At 65.9% G+C, this 26,284-nt stretch carries 26 protein-coding genes; 14 read left to right on the top strand and 12 right to left on the bottom strand.

Annotated features, from left to right (window positions below; translation table 11 throughout):
* Nucleotides 1-19 precede the first annotated feature (19 nt).
* Together DSD28_RS15045 and DSD28_RS15050 are read left to right on the top strand one after the other, a co-directional pair.
* On the top strand, nt 20-520 hold the full coding sequence (locus DSD28_RS15045; RefSeq protein ID WP_119257240.1) for a DUF2244 domain-containing protein: 501 nt from the start codon (nt 20-22) through the stop codon (nt 518-520).
* Nucleotides 521-591: 71 nt separating this feature from the next.
* The gene (locus DSD28_RS15050) at nt 592-1,464 is read left to right on the top strand and encodes a methylated-DNA--[protein]-cysteine S-methyltransferase (protein ID WP_119257241.1); all 873 of its coding nucleotides are present in this window, start codon (nt 592-594) and stop codon (nt 1,462-1,464) included.
* A 52-nt stretch (nt 1,465-1,516) separates the two neighbouring features.
* Here DSD28_RS15050 and DSD28_RS15055 read toward each other — a convergent pair whose 3' ends face one another.
* The 6 genes from DSD28_RS15055 to mepA all read right to left on the bottom strand — a co-directional run bounded on the left by DSD28_RS15055 (nt 1,517) and on the right by mepA (nt 7,622).
* Nucleotides 1,517-2,152: a 2,3-bisphosphoglycerate-dependent phosphoglycerate mutase gene (locus DSD28_RS15055; RefSeq protein WP_119257242.1), complete on the bottom strand. Its 636-nt coding sequence runs from the start codon at nt 2,150-2,152 to the stop codon at nt 1,517-1,519.
* Nucleotides 2,153-2,176: 24 nt separating this feature from the next.
* Nucleotides 2,177-2,995, bottom strand: coding sequence for a 4-hydroxy-tetrahydrodipicolinate reductase (gene dapB, locus DSD28_RS15060; protein ID WP_119257243.1), 819 nt, complete (start codon nt 2,993-2,995; stop codon nt 2,177-2,179).
* A gap of 19 nt (nt 2,996-3,014) precedes the next feature.
* Nucleotides 3,015-4,808: an ABC transporter ATP-binding protein gene (locus DSD28_RS15065; protein ID WP_119257244.1), complete on the bottom strand. Its 1,794-nt coding sequence runs from the start codon at nt 4,806-4,808 to the stop codon at nt 3,015-3,017.
* A 117-nt stretch (nt 4,809-4,925) separates the two neighbouring features.
* Nucleotides 4,926-5,951, bottom strand: a complete 1,026-nt coding sequence (locus DSD28_RS15070; RefSeq protein WP_119257245.1) for a glucokinase — start codon at nt 5,949-5,951, stop codon at nt 4,926-4,928.
* 61 nt (nt 5,952-6,012) lie between these two features.
* A complete protein-coding gene (locus DSD28_RS15075; RefSeq protein ID WP_119257246.1) occupies nt 6,013-6,393 on the bottom strand; it encodes a methylglyoxal synthase in 381 nt (126 codons plus the stop codon).
* Nucleotides 6,394-6,551: 158 nt separating this feature from the next.
* Nucleotides 6,552-7,622 (bottom strand): penicillin-insensitive murein endopeptidase, encoded by a 1,071-nt coding sequence (mepA, locus tag DSD28_RS15080; RefSeq protein WP_119257247.1) that lies wholly within the window; start codon nt 7,620-7,622, stop codon nt 6,552-6,554.
* Between the two features lie 181 nt (nt 7,623-7,803).
* Between mepA and DSD28_RS15085 the strand changes: the two genes are divergently transcribed.
* The 5 genes from DSD28_RS15085 to DSD28_RS15105 all read left to right on the top strand — a co-directional run bounded on the left by DSD28_RS15085 (nt 7,804) and on the right by DSD28_RS15105 (nt 14,626).
* Nucleotides 7,804-9,654 carry an extracellular solute-binding protein gene (locus DSD28_RS15085; protein WP_119257248.1) on the top strand — a complete coding sequence of 617 codons (1,851 nt, stop codon included), beginning with the start codon at nt 7,804-7,806 and terminating at the stop codon, nt 9,652-9,654.
* A gap of 151 nt (nt 9,655-9,805) precedes the next feature.
* Entirely contained in the window at nt 9,806-10,882 is a 1,077-nt protein-coding gene (locus DSD28_RS15090; RefSeq protein ID WP_119257249.1) for a microcin C ABC transporter permease YejB, read from the top strand.
* Nucleotides 10,882-12,021: an ABC transporter permease gene (locus DSD28_RS15095; RefSeq protein WP_119257250.1), complete on the top strand. Its 1,140-nt coding sequence runs from the start codon at nt 10,882-10,884 to the stop codon at nt 12,019-12,021. The genes DSD28_RS15090 and DSD28_RS15095 overlap by 1 nt, the downstream gene beginning before the upstream one ends.
* The gene (locus DSD28_RS15100; RefSeq protein WP_119257251.1) at nt 12,018-13,652 is read left to right on the top strand and encodes an ABC transporter ATP-binding protein; all 1,635 of its coding nucleotides are present in this window, start codon (nt 12,018-12,020) and stop codon (nt 13,650-13,652) included. The genes DSD28_RS15095 and DSD28_RS15100 overlap by 4 nt, the downstream gene beginning before the upstream one ends.
* 14 nt (nt 13,653-13,666) lie before the next feature.
* Nucleotides 13,667-14,626 (top strand): 2-hydroxyacid dehydrogenase, encoded by a 960-nt coding sequence (locus tag DSD28_RS15105; protein WP_119257252.1) that lies wholly within the window; start codon nt 13,667-13,669, stop codon nt 14,624-14,626.
* A gap of 215 nt (nt 14,627-14,841) precedes the next feature.
* Here DSD28_RS15105 and DSD28_RS25940 read toward each other — a convergent pair whose 3' ends face one another.
* Nucleotides 14,842-15,018, bottom strand: coding sequence for a hypothetical protein (locus DSD28_RS25940; RefSeq protein WP_162911415.1), 177 nt, complete (start codon nt 15,016-15,018; stop codon nt 14,842-14,844).
* 189 nt (nt 15,019-15,207) lie between these two features.
* Here DSD28_RS25940 and ybaK point away from each other — a divergent pair, with 189 nt between their 5' ends.
* A complete protein-coding gene (gene ybaK, locus DSD28_RS15110) occupies nt 15,208-15,681 on the top strand; it encodes a Cys-tRNA(Pro) deacylase (RefSeq protein WP_119257253.1) in 474 nt (157 codons plus the stop codon).
* 61 nt (nt 15,682-15,742) lie between these two features.
* Complete coding sequence (locus tag DSD28_RS15115) at nt 15,743-16,981, top strand: aminopeptidase (protein ID WP_119257487.1); 1,239 nt, start codon at nt 15,743-15,745, stop codon at nt 16,979-16,981.
* Between the two features lie 79 nt (nt 16,982-17,060).
* Here the strand turns inward: DSD28_RS15115 and DSD28_RS15120 are convergent, their stop codons facing one another.
* Nucleotides 17,061-17,957, bottom strand: coding sequence for an EamA family transporter (locus DSD28_RS15120; protein ID WP_119257254.1), 897 nt, complete (start codon nt 17,955-17,957; stop codon nt 17,061-17,063).
* An 83-nt stretch (nt 17,958-18,040) separates the two neighbouring features.
* On the opposite strand from DSD28_RS15120, the gene DSD28_RS15125 reads away from it, so the two are divergent.
* Nucleotides 18,041-18,523, top strand: coding sequence for a MarR family winged helix-turn-helix transcriptional regulator (locus DSD28_RS15125; RefSeq protein ID WP_119257255.1), 483 nt, complete (start codon nt 18,041-18,043; stop codon nt 18,521-18,523).
* Here DSD28_RS15125 and DSD28_RS15130 read toward each other — a convergent pair whose 3' ends face one another.
* The 3 genes from DSD28_RS15130 to DSD28_RS15140 all read right to left on the bottom strand — a co-directional run bounded on the left by DSD28_RS15130 (nt 18,524) and on the right by DSD28_RS15140 (nt 22,592).
* Nucleotides 18,524-19,114, bottom strand: coding sequence for an NAD(P)H-dependent oxidoreductase (locus DSD28_RS15130; protein ID WP_119257256.1), 591 nt, complete (start codon nt 19,112-19,114; stop codon nt 18,524-18,526).
* Nucleotides 19,115-19,121: 7 nt separating this feature from the next.
* Nucleotides 19,122-20,702, bottom strand: coding sequence for an exodeoxyribonuclease VII large subunit (gene xseA, locus DSD28_RS15135; protein ID WP_119257257.1), 1,581 nt, complete (start codon nt 20,700-20,702; stop codon nt 19,122-19,124).
* A 69-nt stretch (nt 20,703-20,771) separates the two neighbouring features.
* Nucleotides 20,772-22,592, bottom strand: coding sequence for a hypothetical protein (locus DSD28_RS15140; protein ID WP_119257258.1), 1,821 nt, complete (start codon nt 22,590-22,592; stop codon nt 20,772-20,774).
* Nucleotides 22,593-22,718: 126 nt separating this feature from the next.
* On the opposite strand from DSD28_RS15140, the gene DSD28_RS15145 reads away from it, so the two are divergent.
* Genes DSD28_RS15145 through DSD28_RS15155 form a run of 3 tightly spaced genes read left to right on the top strand, consistent with a single transcriptional unit; the run spans nt 22,719 to nt 24,804 of the window.
* Entirely contained in the window at nt 22,719-23,711 is a 993-nt protein-coding gene (locus DSD28_RS15145) for a glycosyltransferase (protein ID WP_119257259.1), read from the top strand.
* Between the two features lie 23 nt (nt 23,712-23,734).
* The gene (locus DSD28_RS15150) at nt 23,735-24,442 is read left to right on the top strand and encodes a class I SAM-dependent methyltransferase (protein WP_119257260.1); all 708 of its coding nucleotides are present in this window, start codon (nt 23,735-23,737) and stop codon (nt 24,440-24,442) included.
* A complete protein-coding gene (locus DSD28_RS15155; RefSeq protein ID WP_245424846.1) occupies nt 24,439-24,804 on the top strand; it encodes a transporter in 366 nt (121 codons plus the stop codon). Before DSD28_RS15150 ends, DSD28_RS15155 begins: the two co-directional genes overlap by 4 nt.
* On the opposite strand, the gene DSD28_RS15160 is transcribed toward DSD28_RS15155, so the two are convergent.
* Nucleotides 24,794-25,579: a helix-turn-helix domain-containing protein gene (locus DSD28_RS15160; RefSeq protein WP_119257489.1), complete on the bottom strand. Its 786-nt coding sequence runs from the start codon at nt 25,577-25,579 to the stop codon at nt 24,794-24,796. The two genes, DSD28_RS15155 and DSD28_RS15160, sit on opposite strands and share 11 nt — an antisense overlap.
* A 124-nt stretch (nt 25,580-25,703) precedes the next feature.
* Here DSD28_RS15160 and DSD28_RS15165 point away from each other — a divergent pair, with 124 nt between their 5' ends.
* Complete coding sequence (locus DSD28_RS15165) at nt 25,704-26,114, top strand: hypothetical protein (protein ID WP_119257261.1); 411 nt, start codon at nt 25,704-25,706, stop codon at nt 26,112-26,114.
* The last annotated feature ends 170 nt before the right edge of the window (nt 26,115-26,284 follow it).

Genomic DNA, 26,284 nt, shown 5'->3' on the forward strand with positions numbered 1-26,284 from the left:
TTGCTTATAATCAAGCGTCATGACCCAAGGCAATGCCGACATCACGATGAACGACCTGCCGGTCTTCTCCGCCGAGCTGCATCCCTATCGCTCGCTGGGGCGGAACGGGCACCGTATCTTCTTCCTCATCGCGGGCGCGCTCAGCGTCGCCCACATGGCCGTCTTCATGATCTCCGGCGCCTGGCCGGTGGTCATGTTCTTCGGGGCGGATTTCCTCATCCTTTTCGGCGCCTTCTGGCTGAACAACCGGGCGGCCAGAGCAAGGGAGATCGTTTCGCTCTCGCGCACCAGCATCTCGATCCGCAAGATCACGCCGTCCGGCAAGGAAACGGAATATACCTTCAATCCGTTCTGGGCGCGCTTCCTCGTCTCGCGCAAGGCGAAGATCGGCATCACCGCCATGCATGTGCGCGGCAACGGCCGGGAGACCGATGTCGGCACCTTCCTGCCGCTCGACGACCGCGAGCGCTTCGCCTCCGCCTTTTCCGGCGCGCTGGCGCGGGTGAAGCGCGGTTACTAAGCTACGTCCCGCAGGAAACGGGTGGCCGGCACGCCGGGGGCGTGCTTTTCTGGCGGCACAGGAGAAAAGCGATGAACATTGCCGCGACTTTGCAAACCGACATCACGCCCGAGGGCGGCGACTACACGACCGTCCGCCGGGTCATCGAGATGATCACCGAGGATTATCGGGAGCAGCCCGGGCTGGAGGACATTGCCGGCCGCCTCGGCCAGTCGCCGACGCAGTTGCAGAAGACCTTCACCCGCTGGGCCGGCCTCTCGCCGAAAGCGTTCCTGCAGGCCGTGACGCTCGACCATGCCAAGCGCCTGCTGCGGCAGGAGGAATTGCCGCTGCTCGAAACCAGCTTCGAGGTCGGCCTTTCCGGCCCCGGCCGGCTGCATGACCTCTTCGTCACGCACGAGGCCATGTCGCCCGGCGAGTGGAAGGCGCGCGGGGCAGGGCTCACCATCCGCTACGGCCTCCATCCCTCGCCCTTCGGCGGGGCGCTGGTGATGATCACCGACCGGGGCCTTGCCGGCCTTGCCTTCACCGACGAGGCCGACGGCATGGATGCCTTCGAGGACATGTCCTCGCGCTGGCCGAACGCGCATTATGTCGAGGACCGGGAGGCGACGGCCGCCTATGCCGAGCGCATCTTCGACCCGAAGCGCTGGGACCCGAAGGCGCCGCTGCGCGTGGTGCTGATCGGCTCGGATTTCCAGGTCCGCGTCTGGCAGGCACTGCTACGCATCCCCATGGGCTGCGCCGTCACCTATTCCTCGATCGCCGAAGGTCTCGGTCAGCCGACCGCCTCGCGCGCCGTCGGCGCCGCCGTCGGCCGCAATCCCATCTCCTTTGTGGTGCCATGCCACCGCGCGCTCGGCAAGAGTGGCGCGCTGACCGGCTACCACTGGGGCCTGACGCGCAAGCGCGCCATGCTGGGCTGGGAATCGGGCAAGGCCTGAAATGCAAAAGGCCGGCGAATGCCGGCCTTTTTCTTATGGGAAGGGACAGCGTTCAATGCGCGCCCGACATGTCCCCGAGCACGTCCTTCGACTTCACCGTCGAATCGGCGTTGAGCGTGTAGACCATCGGCACGCCGGTCGCCAGGTTGAGCTTCAGGATCTCTTCCTTCGTCAGCTTGTCGAGCACCATGACCAGCGAGCGCAGCGAGTTGCCGTGGGCGGCGACCAGTACCTTTTCGCCGCGCAGCACGCGGGGCAGGATCTCCGTGAGATAGTACGGCCAGACGCGCGCGCCGGTGTCACGCAGGCTTTCGCCGCCCGGCGGCGGCACATCGTAGGAGCGGCGCCAGATATGGACCTGCTCCTCGCCCCACTTGGCGCGGGCATCGTCCTTGTTGAGGCCGGAAAGGTCGCCGTAGTCGCGCTCGTTGAGCGCCTGGTCGCGGATCGTCTCGAGACTCTGCTGGCCGATCTCGTCGAGGATGATCTTCAGCGTCTTCTGGGCGCGGGAAAGGTCGGAGGTGAAGGCGATGTCGAACTTGATGCCCGTGTCGGCGAGCGCCTTGCCGCCGGTCCTGGCCTCCTCGATGCCGAGTTCGGTGAGGTCGGGGTCGCGCCAGCCGGTGAAGAGGTTTTTCAGGTTCCATTCGCTCTGGCCGTGGCGAACGAGGACGAGGGTTCCGCTCATATGGTCTGTCTCCTGAGGCTGACTTTAATTGAGCCCGAGCACGTCGAGCATGGAATAGAGGCCGGGCTTCTTCTCGCGCGCCCAGAGCGCCGCCTTGACGGCGCCGCGGGCGAAGATCGAGCGGTCCGTCGCGCTGTGCGACAGCGTCACCGTCTCGCCCTCGCCGGCGAGCAGCACGGAATGTTCGCCGATGACCGAGCCGCCGCGCAGCGTGGCAAAGCCGATCGTGCCCATGGGCCGCGGGCCGGTATGGCCGTCGCGCACGCGCACGGAATTCTCCGCCAGCGAAATGCCGCGGCCCTTCGCGGCGGCATTGCCGAGCAGCAGTGCGGTGCCGGAGGGAGCATCGACCTTGTGCTTGTGGTGCATTTCCAGCACCTCGATATCCCAGTCGTCGGGGCCGAGCGCGCGGGCGGCCGTCTCGGTCAGCACGCCGAGCAGGTTGACGCCGAGGCTCATATTGCCGGACTTCATGACGCGGGCATGGCGGGCGGCGGCCTTGATCTTCTCGTCGTCGGCGGCCGAGCAGCCGGTAGTGCCGACGACATGCACGATGCGCGCCTGCGCGGCGAGGCCGGCGAACTCGACGGTGGCGGCGGGGGCGGTGAAATCGAGCACGCCCTCGGCCGCCACGAAGGCCTCCAGCGGCTTGTCGGTGACGGGAACGCCGATCGGGCCGAGGCCGGCGAGCTCCCCCGCATCACGGCCGACGAAGGGCGAGCCCTCGCGCTCGACGGCAGCGAAGACCTCCGCGCCCTTAATGGCGTGGATGGTGCGGATCAGCGTCTGGCCCATGCGGCCCGCGGCGCCGACGACGACCAGCTTCATTGGGTTGCCGCTCATGTCGTTTCGTCCTTGCTGTCTATTTGCCCGTGAGGCCGGCAGGCGCCTGGAGATTGTTGAGGCGAGCGTAGAGACCGTTCTCGCGCGCCGCAAGGTCCTCGTGCGTGCCTTCCTCGATGACCATGCCGTCCTGCATGGCGATGATCTTGTCGGCGCGCACCACCGTCGAGAGACGGTGCGCGATGACGACCACGGTGCGTCCGCTCATCGCCTCGTCCAGCGCCTTCTGCACGGCCTGTTCCGACTCGGTGTCGAGCGCGGAGGTCGCCTCGTCGAGCAGGAGGATCGGCGCGTTGCGCACCAGCGCGCGGGCGATGGAAAGCCGCTGGCGCTGGCCGCCGGAGAGTGTCACGCCGTTCTCGCCGACGGGCGTGTCGTAGCCGAGCGGCTGGGCGAGGATGAAGTCATGCGCATAGGCATGCCGCGCGGCTTCCTCGATCTCGGCATCCGTCGCGTCCGGGCGGCCGTAGCGGATGTTGTCGCGGATCGTGCCTTCGAAGAGATAGGGCTGCTGGGAGACATAGGCGATGGCATTGCGCAGCGATTGTTTGGTCACATGCGCGATGTCCTGCCCGTCGATCAGAATCTCGCCGTCCGCCGGATCGTAGAAGCGCGGAATGAGGCTGATGATGGTGGACTTGCCCGCCCCGGAGGGGCCGACGAGCGCCGTCGTCCTGCCGCCCTCGGCGGTGAAGCTGACACCCTTGAGGATCGTCTCGCTTTCGGAATAGCCGAAGCGCACGTCGCGGAAGGTGATGGCCGCATCGGTGATCGCGAGCGGCCGGGCGTCGGCAAGGTCGGCCTGGCGCGGTTTGAGGTCAAGGATCTCGTAGATCATGCGGGCATTGACCGCCGCGCGCTCGAGCGAGACCTGCAGCCGGGCGAGGCGCTTGGCCGGATCGTAGGCCATCAGCAGCGCCGTCACGAAGGAGAAGAACGCGCCCGGCAGGATGCCGCCGTAGATCGAGCGGAAGGCGGCATAGGCAAGGACGCCCGCGATGGTGAAGCCGGCGAAGGATTCGGACATCGGCGCGGTGCGCTCGGTAAGCCGCGCGATGCGGTTCGACCGGTTCTCCGCCCGCTCGATGATGCTCTCGACCTTCTCCTTGAGCTGGTTTTCCATCGTGAAGGCCTTCACGATGGTGATGCCCTGCACCGTCTCCTGCATCGCACCGAGTACGTGGCTGTTCAGCTCGACGGATTCGCGCGTCGCGGCGCGCAGCCGCTTCGAGACGTAGCGCAGGCCAAGAAGAAGCGGTGGAGCGACGGCGAAGACGATGAGCGTCAGCAGCCAGTCCTTCGAGAGCATGACACCGACGAGGGCGAGCAGCGTGAGGAGGTCGCGCGCGAGCGACGTCACCGTCATGTTCAGGACGTCGCGGATGCCGGAGATGTTCTGGTTGATCTTGGCGGCGAGATAGGCCGAGCGCGACTCGTTGAAATAGCTGACGCTGAGCGCCATCAGGTGGGAGAACAGCCGACGCTGGTAGCGGGCGACGATGTTGTTGCCGATCTTCGACAGGATGACGGCCTGGAAATAGGTCGCAAAGCCGCGCAACACGAAGGCGGCGAAGATCGAGCCGCAGATGATGAGGACGAGGTCGGCGCGCTTGTTGGCGAAGGCCTCGTTGACAACCGATTCCATGATCCATGCGGCGTAGGCGGTGGTGCCGGCGATGATGCCGAGGCACAGGATCGCCAGCAGGTACCCGCGAATATATTCGCGGCCGTTTTCGGCGATGACGCGCTTGAGCACGCTGGTGATGGTATCGGAGCTGACAGATGGGTGCTCGGTTCGACTTTTATCGGTCAATAAACTGACTTTCCTGCACGGTCTCGACGGCGGCCGGCGAACCGGCCCGTGGCCGCTCTATAGGGTGTCGGCCCGCTTTTGGCGAGTCCGCGGCGCGGCGCGGGCCCGTCGGAGCGCTCACCTTTTCCAGCGGCGTCCCTCCGTTGCAACACCGAAGCGGTCCGGCATGCGGGCGAAGGCGGCAAGGCCGGCAAGGGCGGCGACGGGGTGGGTGACCACGTAGGTGGGGATCGAACCGAGAAGCGCGCTATGCGGCGCCTTGTCCTCGAAGGCGGCGCGGAATTCGGGCCCGCGCAGCGCCGGCAGGATCTTCTGCGAGATGCCGCCGGCCAGGAAAACGCCGCCCTTGGCCATGAAGATCATCGCCATGTCGCCGGCGACGCGCCCGAGATAGGTGGAGAACAGCGAGACGGTCTCGACCGCTGCACGGTCCTCGTGAGCAAGCGCCTTGGCGGTGACGTCGGCGGGTGTCGCAAGCGTTGCGTCGATACCGTCGGTGGCGCAGATGGCATGATAGATGTTCATGATGCCGCGCCCGCACAGGAGCTGTTCGGCGGAGATGCGCCCTTCGATGGGTTCGAGGAACGGCCAGATCTGGTAGTCGCGCTCGCTGCGCGGACCGACATCGACATGGCCGCCTTCGCCCGGAACCGGAATCCAGCTGTGGCGGGTATGGACGAGGCCGGCGACGCCGAGGCCGGTGCCCGGGCCGAGCACGGCACGCGAGGCCGAATGCCGCTCCACGCCGGGGCCGATCTTCTCGCGATCCTCGTCGCCGAGCGAGGCGACGGCAAGCGCCTGCGCCTCGAAATCATTGACCAGCAGCACATCCTCGAAGCCGAGATTGGCGATCATGTCGCGCGGGCGCACCACCCAAGGGCAATTGGTCAGCGGCACCTCGTCGCCCTCGATAGGCCCGGCAAGCGCCAGGATCGCCGAGCGCGGCTGTACGGAGGTCGTATCGAGGATACAGCGTTGCAGCGCGTCGTCGATATTGGCGAAATCGGCGGTCTGAACGATGGGGAAATGCTTCGGCTCGGCGAAGGCGTCGACCAGCAGCGCGAAGCGCGCATTGGTGCCGCCGATATCGCCGATCAGGATGGGGAAGGGAAAGTTCGTGTCGTTGTCGCCCGGCCGTGCCATCAAGCTGTCCCGTTCTTTATGGTGGATGGTCCGCTTTCGCTATCTGCGGCGAAGGTTGCCGTCAATCGGCGGCAAAGTCGAGAAGCTGTTCGGCGGTCGCCCGGTTCAGCGCCATCGGAATGTCATAGACGATCGCAAGTCGCATCAGCGCCTTCACGTCGACATCGTGCGGCATCGGCGTCAACGGATCGACGAAGAAGATCAGCACGTCCACCTCGCCCGTCGCGATCAGCGCGCCGATCTGCTGGTCGCCGCCGAGCGGGCCGCTTTTCAGCCGGGTCACGTCGAGCCCGGGACAGGCGTCCAGCACCCGGCCGCCGGTGGTGCCGGTCGCAACGATCCGTGCCTGCGAGAGCACGTTTTCATGCTCGGCGGCGAAGGCCGCCATGTCGTCCTTCTTCTCGTCATGCGCGATGAGCGCGATGCATTTCCGGCGCGACATGGGCATTCCCCAGCGATTTTAAATCGATTTGAACGCCTTATACAAAAGCGGCGGGGCGTTGAAAAGCCCCGCAGCCTCCCTCTGTCTGCCGGCATCTCCACACAAAGGAGGACGAAAACAGGAGGTTTGCTGGCGAGAGGGTAGGGAGGGCCCTTGGCCTACTGGAACGGCCGCGGAATCGGGATCGGCACGATCGCGGGAAGGGCCGTATCGGAGGCGATCACCGATTCGATGGTCGCGCTGGCGCCGCCCCCGGCGCTTGCGGAGAAGGCGAGCGCGGTCGAGGCGCCGCCATTGCCGCGATAGGTCACTTCCTGCTCGGAGGAGGGCGAGGCGCTCGCCAGGACCGTGCCGCAGGCTTTCGGCAGGTCCGACATCTTGACATACCAGGGCTTGACCGGCTTGGCGTCCTTCTTCGGCTTGGGCTTTTCCCAGGGCTCCTTGGTGAACCACCAGGCGAGCGATTGATCGCAGCCGTCGCCGGCCGGCACGCGCGCCTGCGGCTTGCAGCCGGGCGCGCCCTCCGGGCACTTGATGCGGATGTGGAAATGCTTGTCGTGGCCGTAGATCGGTCGCACCTTGCCGAGCAGCGAGCGGTCGCCCTGCCAGGTTTCGCAGAGCTTCTTCTTGATCGCCGGGTTGACGAAGACGCGCTCGACCTGCGGGTAGCTCGCCGCCTTCATGACGAGCCGGGCATGGGTCGGCGTCCAGCGGCGCGAATCGACCGTCAGGAACTTGCTCTTGTCGAGCATGGAGGTGAAGGGCAGCTTTTCCCGCTCCTCGGCGGACAGGCGATGGTCCGGCATGGGCGTGAACCAGATATCGGCATCGAGGCCGACCTGGTGCGAGGCGTGACCAGACAGCATCGGCCCGCCGCGCGGCTGTGAAATGTCACCGAGCAGCAGCCCCGGCCAGCCGATTTCGCGGGCGTCCTGCGAAAACTGCTCCAGCAGCGCGATCATGTTCGGATGACCCCAGCGGCGGTTGCGCGACAGGCGCATCGCCTGCCAGGCCGGGCCGTCCGTCGGGATGGCCACCGCGCCGGCGATGCAGCCCTTGGCATAGGACCCGTAGGGGCTCGTCGCCATCAGCGCCGGCAGGCGCTTGGCGCCGAACAGCTCCTTGGCCGGCCGCTCCTCGGCCGCAAGCGGCGAGGCGAGCGCGGTCAGCGCAAGGCCGGCGGCGAGGAAGCAGGTGGGCAGGCGGGAAAGCAGGAAATGGGCTGGCATCGTCCGGTCTCGAAAGTCGCAATGGTTGCGAAAGGTTAAACGACCATCCTTTCGCAGAAGTGAATCCCTTCCCGTGATAGGCATGGCAAAAACCGCCGCTTTCATGGCGGGCCTGTCATTTGCCCGGATTTTGCCTATTCTCTCCCGCATGCTTCGGCAAAGGATACGAAAGGGAATTGGCATGCAGGCAGCCTTCGGGAGAAACGTGTTCACGGTCGCTCTGGCCCTGTCTTTGGGGGCTGCGACCGGCGCCCTCGCGCAAGACGCCAAGGAACCTGTCTGGCACAGCGGTCTTTCCACCATCGGCGAACTGAAGCACCCGAACGGCTTTGCCCATTTCGACTATGTCGATCCCGACGCGCCGAAGGGCGGCGAGCTGAAGCTTTCCGAAACCGGCACCTACGACACGTTCAACCCCATCCTCTCCAAGGGCGAGGCCGCCTCGGGCGTTTCCTCCCTCGTCTTCGACACGCTGCTGAAATCCGCCGAGGACGAGATCACCACCGCCTATGGCCTGCTGGCCGAGGGCGTGTCCTTCCCGGACGACATCTCCTCTGCGACCTTCCGCCTGCGCGCGGAAGCCAAATGGGCGGACGGCCAGCCGGTGACGCCGGAGGACGTGGTCTTCTCCTTCGAAAAGTCGAAGGAGCACAATCCGCTGCTCGCCAACTACTACAAGCACGTCGTCTCGGCGGAGAAGACCGGCGAGCGCGACGTCACCTTCCGCTTCGACGAGAAGAACAACCGCGAGCTTCCCAACATCCTCGGCCAGTTCCAGATCGTGCCGAAACACTGGTGGGAGGGGACGGACGCCAAGGGCAACAAGCGCGACATAGGCCGCACGACGCTGGAGCCCGTCATGGGCTCCGGCCCCTACAGGATCGCCTCCTTCCAGGCCGGCGGCTCGATCCGTTTCGAGCGGCGCGACGACTATTGGGGCAAGGATCTCAACGTGAATGTCGGCCAGAACAATTTCGGCGCGATCACCTATACGTTCTTCGGCGACAGGAATGTGGAATTCGAGGCCTTTCGCGCCGGCAATGTCGACTTTTACCGCGACAATTCGTCCAGCCACTGGATGACGGCCTATGACTTCCCGGCCGCCAAGGACGGCCGCATCGTACGCGAGGAGATCGAAAATCCGCTGCGCGCCACCGGCATCATGCAGGCCTTCGTGCCGAACATGCGCCGGGAGAAATTCAGGGACCAGCGGGTGCGCGAGGCGCTGAACTACGCCTATGACTTCGAAAGCCTCAACCGCAACCTCGCCTATGGCCGGCTCAACCGCATCGACAGTTATTTCTGGGGCACCGAGCTTGCCTCATCGGGCCTGCCGGAGGGCCGCGAGAAGGAAATCCTGGAGGAACTGAAGGACAAGATCCCGTCCGAAGTCTTCACGACGCCCTATACCAATCCCGTCTCCGGCGATCCGAAGGCGGCGCGTGAGAACCTGCGCAAGGCGCTGATGCTCTTCAAGGAGGCGGGCTACGAGCTGAAGAACCGCAAGCTGGTGAATGTGAAGACCGGCGAGCCCTTCGGCATCGAGATCCTGCTGTCCAATCCCTCGCAGGAGCGCACGGTCCTGCCCTATGTGAAGAGCCTCACCGATATCGGCGTCGACGCGCGCATCCGCACGGTCGACAGTTCGCAATACACCAACCGCGTCCGCAGCTTCGATTACGACATGCTCTACGGCATCTGGGCGCAGACCTTGGTGCCGGGCAACGAGCAGGTCGACTACTGGGGCTCCTCCTCTGTCGACCAGCAGGGCTCGCGCAACTATGCCGGCATCGCCGATCCCGCCATAGACGAGCTGATCCGCCGGATCATCTTCGCGCCGAACCGCGCCGAGCTCGTCGCCACCGTCAAGGCGATGGACCGCGTGCTGCTCGCCCATCACTATGTCGTGCCGATGTTCTATTCGAAGTCGCAGCAGGTCGCCTACTGGAACCATCTCGCCCGGCCGAAGGAGCTGCCCTATTACGGCCTTGGCTTCCCGGATGTCTGGTGGTCGAAGAACGCAGCCAGGTGAGACAGGGCAAATAAGCCGGGGCTTGCACAGGCGGTCCGGCTGGGCTCCATATAGCGATGACGAATCACCGGCCGCGCGGCGGCGGAAGAACGGAAGGATCGGGCTTGGACGGCTGGACATCGACGCGGCGCAATCGGGCGGGTAATCGCTGATGGGCGCCTATATCCTGCGCCGCATCCTGCTGATGATCCCGACGATCTTCGGCATCATGGCGATCTCGTTCGCGATCGTGCAGTTCGCGCCCGGCGGCCCGGTCGAGCAGGTCATCGCGGATCTGACGAGCCAGAGCGGCGGCGATCGCCTGTCCGGCGGGGGCGGCGACATGCTGCAGGTTGGGCAGGACAGCGCCTATCGCGGCGCGCGCGGCCTCGATCCAGAATTCATCGCCAAGCTGGAAAAGCAGTTCGGCTTCGACAAGCCGCCGCTCGAGCGCTTCTTCACGATGATGTGGGACTACATGCGCTTCGACTTCGGCGAGAGCTTCTTCCGCAACGTCTCCGTCGTCGACCTCATCGCGCAGAAGATGCCGGTCTCCATCTCGCTCGGCGTGTGGATCCTCATCTTCTCTTACGCGATCTCCATCCCGCTCGGCATCCACAAGGCGGTGAAGGACGGCTCGGCCTTCGACGTCTGGACGTCGGGCATCATCATCATCGGCTATGCGGTGCCGAGCTTCCTCTTCGGCATCCTGCTCATCGTCGTCTTCGCCGGCGGTTCGTTCCTCGACTGGTTCCCGCTGCGCGGCATCGTCTCGGACAATTTCAGCAGCCTCGCCTGGTGGCAGAAGCCGCTCGACTACATGTGGCACATGACGCTGCCGCTGATCACGCTGCTGCTCTCCGCCTTCGCCACGACGACGCTCCTGACGAAGAACTCCTTCATCGACGAGATCAAGAAGCAATATGTCACGACGGCCCGCGCCAAGGGCCTGACCGAGGGGCAGGTGCTCTACGGCCACGTCTTCCGCAACGCCATGCTGATCATCATCGCCGGCTTTCCCGGCGCCTTCATCTCGGCCTTCTTCACGGGCTCGCTCCTCATCGAATATATCTTCTCGCTCGATGGCCTCGGCCGCCTCGGCTACGATTCCATCGTCCGGCGCGACTATCCCATCGTCTTCGCGACGCTCTTCATCTTCTCGCTGATGGGCCTCGTCGTCTCCCTCGTCTCCGACCTCATCTATACCTGGGTCGATCCGCGCATCGATTTCGAGCGGAGGGACGTCTGATGACCGCCGTGACGGATACGAGTCCGATCGCTCCGCCAAGGAAGGGCCTGCTCTCGCCGACGAACAAGCGGCGCTGGGAGAACTTCAAGGCGAATCGGCGCGGCTACTGGTCGCTCTGGATCTTCCTCGTCATCTTCGTGCTCAGCCTCTTTGCCGAATGCATCGTCAACGACCGGCCGATCCTCGCCTCCTACAAGGGCGAGCTGCTCTTCCCCGTCGTGATCGATTACCCGGAGGAGAAATTCGGCGGCTTCCTCGCCGAGACGGACTACCGCTCGGATTTCATCACCGAGGAGATAGAGGCGAACGGCTGGATGATCTGGCCGCCGATCCGCTATTCCTACAGCTCGACCAATTCCAACATCCCGCATTCCGCCCCGACCAAGCCCTTCTGGCTGATGTCGAAGGAGGAGCGCTGCTCCGGCTATCCGGACGGCGCGGCGGACGTGAACTGCAACTGGCACAATCTCAACTGGCTCGGCACGGACGACCAGGCGCGCGACGTGCTCGCCCGCGTCATCTACGGCTTCCGCATCTCCGTGCTCTTCGGCCTCGCGCTGACGATCTGCTCGGCCGTGGTCGGCGTGACGGCCGGTGCCATACAGGGCTACTTCGGTGGCTGGACGGACCTTCTGATGCAGCGCTTCATCGAGATCTGGTCCTCGATGCCGGTGCTCTACATCCTGCTCATCATCGCCGCCATCCTGCCGCCCGGCTTCTGGATCCTGCTCGGCATCATGCTGCTCTTCTCCTGGGTCGGTTTCGTCGGCGTGGTGCGCGCGGAATTCCTGCGCGCCCGCAATTTCGAATATGTCCGGGCCGCCCGGGCGCTCGGCGTCGGCAATGCGACGATCATGTACCGGCACCTCCTGCCGAATGCGATGGTCGCGACGCTCACCTTCCTGCCCTTCATCCTGTCGGGCTCGATCACCACGCTCACCTCGCTCGACTTCCTGGGCTTCGGCATGCCGCCGGGCTCGCCTTCGCTCGGCGAACTGATCGCGCAGGGCAAGGAGAACCTTCAGGCGCCGTGGCTCGGCCTCACCGCCTTCGTCGTCATGTCCGTCATGCTGTCGCTGCTGATCTTCGTCGGCGAAGCGACGCGCGACGCCTTCGATCCGAGGAAGACCTTCCGGTGAGCGCTCCCGAAACCATCCTTTCCGTCCGCGACCTGTCGGTGGCCTTCCATCAGGGCGGCAACACCTCGCTCGCCGTCGACCGCGTCTCCTTCGAGATCCACCGCGGCGAGGTCGTCGCCCTCGTCGGCGAATCGGGTTCCGGCAAGTCGGTGACGGCGAACTCGGTCCTGAGGCTGCTGCCCTATCCCGCCGCAAGCCATCCGTCCGGCGAGATCGTCTTCAAGGGCAAGGACCTCCTGAAAGCGTCGGATGCGGCGCTGCGCAATGTGCGCGGCAACGACATCACCATGATCTTCCAGGAGCCGATGACCTCGCTCAATCCGCTGCATTCCATCGAACGGCAGATCGGCGAGATCCTGAAGCTGCACCAGGATATCGAAGGCCCCGCCGCGCGCGCGAAAATCCTCGAACTCCTCAATCAGGTCGGTATCCGCGAGCCGGAAAAGCGCCTCGCCGCCTATCCGCACGAGCTGTCCGGCGGCCAGCGCCAGCGCGTCATGATCGCCATGGCGCTCGCCAACCGCCCGGAACTGCTGATCGCCGACGAGCCGACCACCGCGCTCGACGTCACCGTGCAGGCGCAGATCCTCGAACTCCTGAAGAACCTCAAGGAAGAGCACGGCATGTCCATGCTCTTCATCACCCACGACCTCGGTATCGTCCGCAAGTTCGCCGATAGGGTCTGCGTGATGACCAAGGGCAGGATCGTCGAGACCGGCCCGGTCGAGGAGATATTCTCCAACCCGCAGCACGCCTATACCCGCCACCTGCTCGCCTCCGAGCCTCGCGGCGAGCCGCGCCCGGCCGACGACAGCCAGCCCGTCGTCGTGGAGGCGGAGGACGTGAAAGTCTGGTTCCCGATCAAGGCCGGCTTCATGCGCCGCGTCGTCGATCATGTGAAGGCCGTCGACGGCATCGACCTGACGCTGCGCGCCGGCCACACGCTCGGCGTCGTCGGCGAATCCGGTTCCGGCAAGACGACGCTCGGCCTCGCGCTGACGCGGCTCATCTCTTCCAGGGGCCGCATCGCCTTCGTCGGACAGGACATCGCCGGCCATACCTTCGCCGAGATGCGGCCGCTGCGCCGGCGCATGCAGATCGTCTTCCAGGACCCCTACGGCTCGCTCTCGCCGCGCATGTCGGTCGCCGATATCGTCGGGGAAGGCCTGACGATCCACGAGCCCTCGCTTTCTGAAGCCGAGCGCGACCATCGCGTCGCCTCTGCACTGGAGGAAACCGGCCTCGATCCCACGACCCGCTGGCGCTACCCGCACGAATTTTCCGGCGGCCAGCGCCAGCGCATCGCGATCGCCCGCGCCATGGTGCTGAAACCCGAATTCGTCATGCTGGACGAGCCGACCTCCGCACTCGACATGAGCGTGCAGGCGCAGGTGGTCGAACTCCTGCGCGATCTTCAGGCGAAGCACAATCTCGCCTATCTCTTCATTAGCCACGACCTCAAGGTCGTGCGCGCGCTCGCCAACGACATCATCGTCATGCGCGGCGGGCGCGTGGTGGAAAAGGGCCGGGCGAAGGACATCATCGAGCGGCCGGGCGAGGCCTATACCAGGGCCCTCATGGCCGCCGCCTTCAACCTCGAAGCCGTCCGCAGCGAGACGATAAGCCAGTAGCAGCAGGAAGCAGCATGTCGACGAAAAGCCCGGTCATCATCGATCTGAAATTCGACCAGGAAGAGGTCGCCGCCGCGCTCAAGGGCGCTTTTCCCGGGCGCGAGGTCATCAACCTGCTGCATCCGGCAAACCGCAACCGCGACCTTTCCGGCATCGACTACGCGGTGGTCTGGAGGCCAAGCGCCGATCTCTTCTCCCGCGCGAAGGATCTCAAGGTCGTCTTCTCCGGCGGTGCCGGCGTCGACCATGTGCTGACGCTGCCTGGCCTGCCGGACGTGCCGCTCGTCCGCTTCGTCGACGACACGCTGACGACCCGCATGAGCGAATGGATCGTCATGCAATGCCTCATGCACCTGCGCCAGCACCAGGCCTATGAGGCGCTGCGGCAAAAGCGCATCTGGCGCGAGCTTCCCCAGCCCGAGGCGAAGGACATCACCGTCGGCATCATGGGCTTCGGCGTACTCGGGCAGGATTCGGCGCAAAAGCTGAAGACGCTCGGCTTCAACGTCATCGGTTGGTCGAAGAGCGGCCGCAAGGCCGAGGGCTTCGAGACCTATGACGAGAAAGGCCTCGACGCCTTCCTCGGCAGGACCGATTTCCTCGTCGGCCTGCTGCCGCTGACGCCGGATACGCGCGATATCTACAATACCGGACTCTTCACCCGCCTCAGCCGCAAGGGCCCGTTCGGCGCCCCGGTCTTCATCAATGGCGGTCGCGGCGGCAGCCAGGTCGAGGCCGACATCGTGGCCTCCGTCAACGACGGCACGCTCCATGGCGCTTCGCTCGATGTCTTCCAGCAGGAGCCGCTGCCGCTCGAAAGCCCGTTCTGGTCGATGGACAGGGTCTTCATGACCCCCCACGCGGCCGCCGCCTCCGACGTCGCCGCCCTCTTCCGCCACGTCGCCCACCAGATCGGACGGCTGGAAAGCGGCAAGCCGCTGGAGCATCTGGTGGATCGCAGCGCCGGCTATTGAGCGTGCCGTGCCGCTCCTCGGGTCGAGCCCGAGGATGACGGAGGGGGGCATGTTTCCGCTTCCCTTGAACGCTGCGGCATGCGGGCCGGCTGGTAGATGCGCCATACTCCCCTTCTGTCGTCATCCTCGGGCTCGACCCATCCGCACTGCAGGACAAACGAAAGACCCGGATGCAGGGAACATCCGGGCCTTCGGGGAGGTCAGTGAGGGGCCGTTTAGCGGCAGACCCTGATCTTCCTGACGATCACATTGCCGTAATAGTCGTAGGTCTTCACCTTCTTGACGAAGCAGTAGGGCTCGTAGCCGTAGCTGTAGTAGCCGGCCTGCGAGGGGGCGGCGAAGGAGATGGCGGCCACGAGGGCGATGGTGGCGGAAACGATGATCTTGCGCATGGGTCTCTCTCCTGATCGGTGGGGATGAGCCTCTCTCATCCGGTGATCAGAAGGTCTCATATCCCTCCGCCGTCCGCTGTTCCCGCGGGAACAGGCGCGCCGTCGCTCACTGGCGCCCCGACCGCATTGACATGCCGGCCCCGCTCCTGCACCCATGCGGACCGATCGATTTCTCATTGATGGCCCGCCATGTCCAAGACCACCCGCGCCACCCAGGCCCTCGCCAAGGCCGGCGTTTCCTTCACCGTCCACACCTACGACTACGACCCGACCGCCGACCGCGTCGGCATCCAGGCCGCCGAAGCGCTGGGGGAGGATCCGTCGCGTGTCCTCAAGACGCTGATGGCGGAGGTGGACGGCAAGCCGGTCTGCGTCATCGTGCCCTCGGATCGCGAGGTCAGCATGAAAAAGCTGGCGAGCGCCTTCAGGGGCAAGTCCGCCAACATGATGAAGCCGGCGGATGCCGAGCGGCTGACCGGCTTCGTCGTCGGCGGCATCAGCCCCTTCGGCCAGAAGAAGCAGGTGCCGACCGCCATCGAGGCGGAGGCGCTGGCGCATGAGGCCGTCTACATGAACGGCGGCCAGCGCGGCCTCCAGGTGCGCCTTGCGCCGCGCGACGTGGTGACGGCGCTGAAGGCGATTGCCGCGCCCGTCGTCGCCTGACCTTCTCATTGCCGCTTCGGCGCACTACGTTTCCCGCATCGATTCCAGAAAGCAGGCTGCCATGACCAATCCTTCCGTCGATCCGCAAAAGCTCGAAAAACTCGCCGAAGTCGCCGTGCGCGTCGGCCTCCAGCTCCGCAAGGGGCAGGACCTCGTGATGACCGCGCCGATCGCCGCGCTGCCGCTCGTCCGCCTCATCACCAAGCATGCCTATATGGCCGGTGCCGGTCTCGTCAGCACCTTCTATGCCGACGAGGAGGCGACGCTCGCGCGCTACCATCACGCCCCGGACGAAAGCTTCGACCGCGCGACGGACTGGCTCTACGAGGGCATGGCCAAGGCTTACGCCAACGGCGCGGCGCGCCTCGCCATCGCCGGCGACAATCCAATGCTGCTTTCGGCCGAGGATCCGGCCAAGGTCGCCCGCGCCAACAAGGCCAATTCCACCGCCTACAAGCCGGCGCTGGAGAAGATCGCCAATTTCGACATCAACTGGAACATCGTCTCCTATCCGAACCCGTCCTGGGCAAAACAGGTCTTCCCGAACGACCCGGAAAATGTGGCGGTCGAGAAACTCGCCAACGCTATCTTCGCCGCCTCGCGCGTCGATGTCGCCGATCCGGTCGCGGCCTGGGCGGCGCACAATGCGAACCTTGCCAAGCGCTCGGCCTGGCTGAACGGCGAGCGCTTCTCGGCCCTGCATTTCAAGGGCCCGGGCACGGACCTCACGGTCGGCCTTGCCGACGGCCACGAATGGCACGGCGGCGCCTCCACGGCGAAGAACGGCATCACCTGCAACCCCAACATCCCGACGGAAGAGGTCTTCACGACGCCCCATGCGCTGCGCGTCGAAGGCCACGTCTCCTCCACCAAGCCGCTCTCCCATCAGGGCACGCTGATCGACGATATCCAGGTGCGCTTCGAGGGCGGCCGTATCGTCGAGGCGAAGGCGTCGAAGGGCGAGGCGGTGCTGAACAAGGTGCTGGACACGGACGAAGGCGCGCGCCGGCTAGGCGAAGTGGCGCTGGTGCCGCATTCCTCGCCGATCTCGGCAAGCGGCATCCTCTTTTACAACACGCTGTTCGACGAGAACGCCTCCTGCCACATCGCGCTCGGCCAGTGCTACTCCAAGTGCTTCCTCGACGGCGCAAGCCTTTCGCCGGATGAGATCCGCGCGCAGGGCGGCAATGAAAGCCTCATCCACATCGACTGGATGATCGGCTCCGACAAGGTGGATATCGACGGCATCCGCGCCGATGGAAGCCGCACCCCGGTCATGCGCGCCGGCGAGTGGGCGTGAGCTTTCGCATCCCATTCCTCCGGCACGCTCATCCCCGGGTTTGACCCGGGGATGATGGCCGCGGGCGGGGCAAGCATCGTCAGCGAGCGGCTGACGATACCGCCTTTCCGCCGGCGGCAGGCTGCGCCACTGTCGCCTGCGTCCGCTGGCTGAGCCACACGCTGCCCAGCACCACGACCATGCCGCCGATCTGCAGCAGGCTGAGATCCTGCCCGAGCAGCGCCCAGCCGAGCACGACGGCGACAAGCGGGCTGAGGAAGCCGAGCGGCGAGACCGTGGCTGGATCGAGCCGCGCAAGGCCGCGGAACCAGACGATATAGGTGAGCGCCCCGCCGATCACGCCGAGATAGAGGAAGCCGACGAGGTTTTCCGTTGTCGGCATCGGCAAGGCCGGCTCGAAGGCCAGTGCGACGGGCACCAGCAGCAGGCCGCCGGCGGTGAGCTGCCAGGCGGTGAAGGTGAGCGGCGGCACGGGCGGCTGCCAGTGGCGTGAGAGCACGGTGCCGAAGGCCATGGAGACCGCGCCGGCAAGGCCCGCGGCGATGCCGACCGGGTCGAGCGCCGCGGCCGGCGTCAGCACCAGCAGCGCGACGCCACCGATGCCGGCAAGGCCGGCGAGAACCGAGAGCGGCCGCACGACCGTACCCATCACCGCACGCGACAGGCCGAGCACGATCAGCGGCTGGATGGCCCCGACCGTCGCTGCGACGCCACCGGGCAGCCGGTAGGCCGAAACGAAGAGCATCGCCCAGAAGAAGGAAAAGTTCAGCGCGCCGAGCAGGAAGGTGCGCGGCCACCAGATGCCGCTGGGCAGCTGGCGAACGAGCACCAGCAGGAGAAGCCCGGCGGGCAGGGCGCGCAGCATGGCGACGGTCAGGGGGTAGCCGGCCGGCAGAAGCTCGGTCGTGACGATATAGGTGCTGCCCCAGACAGCGGGCGCGATGGCGGTGAGGAGAAGGTCGGAAGCGCGGGACATGATTTGTCTCCAATCAAAGAATCTTGACGTCAAGGTACATTGATTTATCTTGACGTCAAGAGAATCTCTGCTTTAGTCGAGCTATGGATCACGTCGACAGAATTCTTGAACAGTGGAACCGCGAACGGCCGGACCTTGATGTCGAGCCGATGGGCCTTTTCGGCCGGCTGGCGCGACTGCGCACCCATGTCGCTCGCGAGATCGAAAAGACGCTTCTGGCGCATGGGCTCAATTCGGCGAGCTTTGACGTGCTGGCGACGCTGCGTCGCTCCGGTCCGCCCTACCGGCTTTCGCCCGGCGATCTCATCGCGACCACCATGGTCAGCTCCGGCACGATGACCAACCGGCTCGACCAGCTGGAAAAGGCGGCGCTGATCGAGCGCTCGCACAATCCGGACGACCGGCGCGGCGTCATCATCGCGCTGACGCCGAAGGGTCTTGCGCTGGTGGACGAGGCGGTGACGGCCCATGTCGAAAACGAGCACCGGCTGCTCGAAAGCCTGGACGCGGGCGAGCGGGCGGCGCTTGACGGCCTCCTGCGAAAATTCCTCAAGGATTTCGAATAGTCAGATCCGGTCGACGAGTTTTTCGACCCGTGCGAGATGCGCCTTGCGCTTCGCGTCGTCGATGCGATCCATGTCGTAGAGATTGACCATCTTGAAATCGAGCCCCTTGGCGCAGAAGGCGGCGATGCCGCGCTTCAGCAGGCGCCGTACCGGGTTGCCCATATAGAGGTTGACCACCCACCAGGGCGAGCCCGTCGTGGTGAAGGCCCAGAAGAGATGGATATTGCCGAGCCGCGGCTGGATGCGCCCGCCGTCCGGATCGTTCTCGAAGGCGACGCCCGGTGCGAAGACCCGGTCGAAGAACCCCTTCAGGATGGCCGGGAAATTGAACCACCATTGCGGAAACACCAGCACCAGCCCGTCCGCCTGCTTCAGCCGGGAGACGAGAGGCTCGGCCTCGGATGGGTCGTAAGCCGGCTCGAAATAGCGCGAGCGTTCCGAATGGCTGAGCCGCGGGTCGAAGTCCTCGCGGTAGAGATCGAGCAGGTCGACGGTATGGCCGTTGGCGATCAGCTTACGGCGCACCGTTTCAGTGACGCTTGCGGCAAAACTTTCCTCCAGCGGATGGGCGAGTACGAGAAGGATGCGCATGGCGGCCTCAGAACAGCGAGCCCTGGCGGGTCGCGGGCTTCTCCGCTTCCGCCTTCGCCGGCTTCTTTCTTGGCGTCCCGCCGCCCGATCCGGTGACGGCATCCACCGTGCCATCGGCGAACTCGATGGCGATGGCGCGGCCGGGGCCGAGCTCGGCGGCGCCCTTGACCGGCACGCCGTCCTCGTCGCGCACCAGCGCATAGCCGCGCTTCAGCACATTGCGATAGGAGAGGGATTGCAGCATGCGGTCCTGCGCCAGAAGCAGGGCGCGCCGCCTGGAAAGATCGCCGGAAAGCGCGCTTTCGGCCCGGAGCGCAAAGCTATTCAGCCGGTCGCGCGCGCGCGCAGTCTGTGTCGTGATGCGGGCGGGCGTCGCACGTAGCGATACGTCGAAGGCCGAGAGGCGCGCGCGGAGTTGGTCGAGCCGGCGCTCCACGATGCGCTCGGCCCGGAGCAGCCGGTCGGCGACACGCTGGCGGCGCTCGGCGATGCGGGTCAGCAGCATGTCGGGCCGCAGATGCGCCGCCGTGCGCTCGAAGGCGCGGCGCTTGTTCACCGTGTTCATCTGCAGACCGCGCCCGAGCCCGGCCGATGCCTCGTCGAAACGGCGGCGCGGCAGGGCGAGAAGCTGGTCGAGCGAGGGAAGCGCGCGGGCAAGCGCGCGAACACCCTGCCGGCGGTTGTCCATCTGGCGGGCCGTCGCCCCGCGCAGCCGCGCGGCGAGCGAGGCGATCTCCGCATCGAGATCGGCCTTCACCGGCACGGCCATTTCGGCCGCGCCCGTGGGCGTCGGCGCGCGGCGGTCGGCGGCGTGGTCGATCAGCGTCCAGTCCGTCTCATGGCCGACGGCGGAGATCAGCGGGATTTTCGAGGCGGCGGCGGCGCGCACGACGATCTCGTCGTTGAAGCTCCAGAGGTCCTCAAGGCTGCCGCCGCCGCGCGCGACGATCAGCACGTCCGGCCGCCGGATCGGCCCGAGCGGGTCCAGCGTGTTGAAGCCCTCGATGGCCGCCGCGACCTCCTGCCCGGAGCCTTCGCCCTGCACCTTCACCGGCCATACCACGACATGGACCGGGAAACGGTCGGCGATGCGGTGGAGGATATCGCGGATGACCGCGCCGGTGGGCGAGGTGACGACGCCGATGACCTTGGGCAGGAAGGGCAGCGGCTTCTTGCGATCCGTATCGAACAGCCCTTCGGCGGCGAGCTTGCGCCGGCGCTCCTCCAGCAGGGCCATCAGCGCGCCCGCGCCGGCCGGCTCCAGCGTCTCGATGACGATCTGGTATTTCGAGGAGCCCGGGAAGGTGGTGATCTTGCCGGTCGCGATCACCTCCATGCCCTCTTCCGGCTTGAAGCGAAGGCGCGAGAAGCTGCCCTTCCAGATCACCGCGTCGATGCGCGCCTTGTCGTCCTTCAGCGAGAAATAGGCATGTCCCGAGGAATGCGGGCCGCGATAGCCGGAAATCTCGCCGCGCACGCGCACCTGGTCGAAGGCCTGCTCGACGGTGCGTTTGATGGAGCCGGACAGCTCCGACACCGAATATTCGGCAAGGTTGCTGGGCGAATCGTTTTCGGAAAAGAAGCTCATGCCGGCAATTGTAGTGCGTTTTCCCGCCGATGGCACGGCAGGGCGCACCGGCATCCCCAGCCGCTTTTCCTATTCCGGCCGGACCCGGTAGAGCTGCAAGGCGGCGTTTTCCGTGCCCGCGACCGGCTCCAGATAGGCCGGCACCCTGCCTTTGAGGAGATCGGCGTAGAGGCCGCCGGGCTCCGCTTCGGCGATGTCGCGGGTCTGCGTATCGTCGCCGCAGAAGGCAAGCAGCGTGACATGCGCGCCGCGCAGGAAGGCTTCCGCCTGGTGCGGGTTGGAAAGGCCGATATGCAGTTCCGTCAGCATGCCGCCCTGGTTGCGGTGATAGGGCGCGGAAAGAACGCGGTGGCTGGTATAGCGCAGAATCGGCGAACCGAGATTGGAGGCGCCGGCCACCACGCCGACGGGCTCGGCGGCGAGCGGGGCGATCGACGCCTCGGCGGTGCAGGAGGGTCGCTCGGCGGCGGTGCTGGAGAGCCCGGCGCGCAGCGTGTCCTGCGAGCGGCCCGGCAGCAGCGCGCCGGCCAGCGCCCAGCTTGCGGGCACCGATGCGAGCGTCACGGCGATGAAGGCGAGCCCGAGCTTGAGGTTCTTCGGCGCGGCGTTGGAGGCCTTCCGGAGATCGGCGATGGCAAGGCCGAGCGGCAGCGCCGAGAGCATGTTGGAGAAGATCGCGCCGCGGATCTGGATCAGCGAGACGGCGAAGGCGACCGCCAGCAGGCCGAGGACGACGAGGTGCCTCTCGGCGGCTTCCCTCCGCCGGATGCGCCAGAGGCAGACCAGCATGGCGAGAAGGCCGGGCGCATAGAAGCTGCCGACCGATCCCGGATCGAGCCTGAACTGCGCGACGGCCGATTGCGCCTCGATGACGCCGGAGAGCCAGAAGGTCTTCAGGAGCGGATCGAGCGTGTCGAGCGGGTTGGCAAGGCAGCCGGGCGCGATGATCAGCACCGAAGCTGCAAGGATCGCGCCGGCGCCGGCAAGCGTCGCAAGCCGCCCGCCGAACGACTGGCCGCTGGCGAGCGAGGCCACCAGGAACAGCACGCCGCCGCCGAACGTCGCCAGCGCATAGAAGCCGTAGGAGAGGCTGTCGCAGGTCACTTGCGTGTAGCGCGCGGGTGCGACGGTCGCGAAAAAGGCGACGGTGATCGTCAGCGCCAGCGACAGGCCGAAGGCGGCCGCCGCCTCGCGGAAGGCTTCTCCGTGCCACACCCAGCGCAGCGCGACGACAAGGCAGACGGCGCCGATCAGCGGCGTCGTCTCCGCGCCGATGGCGATGGCAAGGCCGGCAAGCAGGCCGGCCACCGCATGGTCGCGCGCCCGCTTGCCGGGATCGAGCAGCATGGCCGATATGCAGGCGATAAGCGCGAGCTGGACATTGTGATGGTCGATGGCGCCCGGCTGGAATCGGTTGAGCGCGACGACGAAGACCGTGGTCAGCACCAGCGTCGCATGCATGGCGGCCTTGCCGCCGAGCCGGTAGCCCGCAAGCCCCATGCCGTACAGCACCGGTACGACGAGGAATGTCGGCCAGACGGCGAGCGCGATGGCCTCGGCCTGCCGCGCATCGGTGAACAGCGAGAAGAAGCTGATGAGATTGGCGATCGGCAGGTCGATGAAGCGCGACCAGTGCATCAGCGTGCCGCCCGCAAGGCCGAGGCGGTATTGCGTCGTGTCGAACCAGCTCTGGCCGGCCAGCAGGTCGCGCACCACGACGAGCCGCATCGTGTCGTCATTGTCGGCGCCGACATAGTCCGTGGCGAAGGGCAGCGAAACGACAAGCACGAGGGCGATCGCCACGAGCGCATAGAGGGCGAGCACCTGCAGCGTCATGCCCTGACGCGGCGCGGATGTGCCCGCTGGTGCGAGCGGGAGAGCCGCAGGCATGGTTTTCGACACGGGAAGCCCTTTCCGACGCCATGGGAAGCCTGCCGAAACCTAGCCTTAACCTTCTCAAGAAATAGTAAAACCTGAGGTCGCATGAGCCGGCCTGCCTCGGGAGATCGCGCCGCCATGACGCATGCCTTGCTGGAAGACCTCGATATCGCCGTGCTGCTGCCCTGCTACAACGAGGCGCAGACGATAGGCGAGGTCGTGACCGGGTTCCGCGCCGCGCTGCCGACGGCCCGCATCTATGTCTACGACAACAATTCCACCGATTCGACGGCGCTGCGTGCCGCGCTGGCCGGCGCGACGGTGGTGCGCGAGCGCCGCCAGGGCAAGGGCAATGTGGTGCGCCGCATGTTCTCCGACATCGATGCGGATATCTATGTCATGGCCGACGGCGACGGCACCTATGCCGCCCCGGACGCGCCGGAGCTGATCCGCACGCTGATCACCGAGGGCGCCGACATGGTCGTCGGCACGCGCCGCGGCGTGCGTGCCGATGCCGGCCGCCAGGGCCACGCCTTCGGCAACCGCATCTTCAACACGCTCTACCGCTCGCTCTTCGGCAACGATTTCTCCGATATCTTCTCCGGCTACCGCGCCTTCTCCCGCCGGTTCGCCAAGAGCTTCCCGGCCGTTTCCGGCGGCTTCGAGATCGAGACGGAGATGTCGGTGCATGCCTCGCGCCTGCGCCTGCCGGTCGCCGAGCTGGAGCTCGACTACGGCCGCCGCCCGGAGGGCTCGCATTCCAAGCTCTCCACCTTCCGCGACGGTGCGAGGATCCTCTGGATGTTTGCCATGCTGATGAAGGAGACACGCCCCTTCACCTTCTTCGGCGCGATCAGCGGCGGCTTCATGGGCCTCAGCCTCGTCTTCATGGCGCCGGTCCTGATGGCCTATTTCCGCACCGGCCTCGTCGACCGCATGCCGACCTGGGTCTTCTCGCTGGTGCTGATGATGATCTCCTTCCTCGTCTTTTCCGCCGGCCTCATCCTCGATTCACTCGCCCGCGCCCGAGCCGAGCAGCTGCGCATCCACTACATGAACCTGCCCGCCGGCCGGCATGTCCGGTCCGCCCGAAATGCTGGAGACAAAGCCGTACGCCATCTCGCTGCCTGAGCCCAATCGTTGAGAACAGCCACATGAACCGGGAAACTACCAACCGCATCCGCTTCGTGATCGAGGACGTGCTGCCGCCGATCCTGCGCGATTCCGCGCTGTTCAGGCAAGCCGCCAGCCTCGTCTGGGGCAAGCACATCACCAAGCTGGCAAGGTTCCGCGAGCGCGCGCCGTTCCTTACCGCCGCGGAGTACGAGGACCTGTATCGCGAGCATCCGCGCGTCCACGCCGGCACGGACAATTCGCAGGCTTGCATCGATCGGATCGTCGCCTCCATCGTCGGCAAGAGCGTCTGCGACGTCGGCTGTGGCACCGGCGCGCTGCTGAGCCACATCAAAGTGGGCAATCCATGCCTGGAGCGGCTGACGGGCGTCGATTTCGTGATAGAGGATGCTGCCGGTATCGATGGCGTCGAATATGTCGCGGCGATGATCGAATCGCTGCCCTTTGCGGACGGCGAGTTCGATACGGTCGTCTGCACCCATGTCATCGAGCATGTTCTGGAATACCGCCAGGCGATCGCCGAACTGCGCCGCATCGCGCGCCGCCGGGTGATCATCGTCGTGCCGCGTGAGCGCGAATACCGCTATAGCTTCAATCCGCATTTCAACTTCTTCCCCTACACGCATTCCTTCCTGAGGGCAGTGCATCCGGTCCCAGAGCATCATTTGTGCATCGATATCGGCCGCGATATCCTTTACATGGAAGACCGGCCGGAGCCGATCGCGTGACGACGGGCGGCCATAGCCCTGCCATTTGGGCCGGCCTCGTCGGCACGCCGCTCATGATCGCGGCAGGACAGGTCCTTTTCAAGCTGACGAGCGGTACGACAGGCGATTTCGGCGTCAAGGGCCTCGCCGCGCTGATGGTCAACCCGCTGTTGCTGGTCGCGCTCGCCATTTACGGTGCCGGCACGATTATCTGGATATTCGTGCTGAAGGCAGTGCCGCTGACGGTCGGCTATTCCTTCATGGCGCTGACCTTCTGCTTCGTGCCTGTCCTGGCCAGTATCTTCCTCGGCGAGGCGCTGACGCTGCGCTACGCTCTCGGCGCCGCCCTCATCATCGGCGGCATGGTCGTCATCAACGGTTGATCGCGCCTTCGAAGTGAGCCCGCGTTTCGGCATCGGCCGGGAAGAAGCTCTCGATCAGCACGCCCTGCACCAGCGCATCCTGCGCCGAGCCGAAGGAGGTGAGCGTGGTGATCCAGTTGAAGCGCTTTACGCCGATCTTCATCTCGATGGGCAGGACCGGCAGCCGCTCGCTTTCCGGAAAGGCTTCCAGCGCCGCGCGGATTTCTTCCGCCGCCGCCAGCCGCTCGATGCGTTTTGAAAGCGGGCTGCGCGGCCCCTGCAGCCAGGCCTCGGCGCGGATGCGGTGGACGAGATCGGCCGCCGACTGCGCCCAGTTGACGATTATGGAGCGCAGCGGCGTCGCGCCGAGATAGGCGTCGAGGAAATTGTCGCCCGGCGAAACCGTAATCCCCGCCATGCCGGCAAGGCCGAGAAAGGCCGGGTTCGCCGTCAGCACATTGTATTCATGGTCGAAGACGACGCCCGGATAGGGATCGTGGCGGGCGAGGATGAGGCCGATGGCCTCCGCCACCGCCGGTGGAAAGGCCGAAAGGCTCACCGCCGGCGCAGTGGTAAAGCGCGGCCGGAAGCCGGCGGCGGAGAAGAGCAGGCCCTGGTCGCGCGCCGGAATGTCGAGCACGGCGGAAAGCCGCAGGATCATGCCCTCCGAGGGGCGCGAGCGGCCGGTCTCCAGGAAGGAGAGATGGCGGGCCGAAATGCCCGCCTCGCTCGCCAGCTCCAGTTGGCTGAGGCGCCGATGGCTGCGCCATTCCCTGAGATGTTCGCCGAATTCCATGTCCGCCTCCATGCCTGTCTGTAATAGACAGGAGCGGCGGCGGAATTTCCATTACCTCCAAGGTAATTGGTTTGCCTCCCTCGCCGCGACAGGATGGCCTCATCGACAACGAAAGGAGCCCATCATGATCGCAGCCCTCAACCGCAATCTGCTGAAATCTGTCATGCTCGCCGACGGCGTCTTCTCTCTCGCCGCGGGCATCGCCCTCTTCCTCTTTGCCGGCCCGATCGGCGGCCTCGTCGGCCCGCATGCGACGCCCGCCGTCCTCACCGGCCTTGCCGCCTTCTTCGTCCTCTGGGGTGCCTTCCACCTCGCCGTCGGTCGGCAGGACCGGCCGTCGCCCGCCGCCGTGCGCGTCGCCGTCACGGGAGATGCGCTCTGGGTGATCGGCAGCGTCGCCGTTCTCCTCCTTGCCCGCGGCGGCCTGACGCTGGCGGGCATGGGCCTCATCGCGGTTGCCGCCGTCGCGGTCGCGGATATCCTGCTCCTCAAGCAGATCGGCCTTGCCCGTCAGCGACGGATGGCGGTGGTTTGAAGACCCCTCCTAAGCCCCTCCCCACAAGGGGAGGGGCTTACCGTGCAGTACACTCGGCATTTAATTTCGTGCGATGAGCAAGCCTTTGTCATTCTCCGCCTTGCGGGGGGATGCCGGCAGGCAGAGGGGGCGTGCAAAGCGTCCGCCAAGCTGTGCCGCGAACGCCCATT

The sequence above is a fragment of the Shinella zoogloeoides genome (assembly GCF_003574625.1).
GTDB lineage: Bacteria > Pseudomonadota > Alphaproteobacteria > Rhizobiales > Rhizobiaceae > Shinella > Shinella zoogloeoides_A.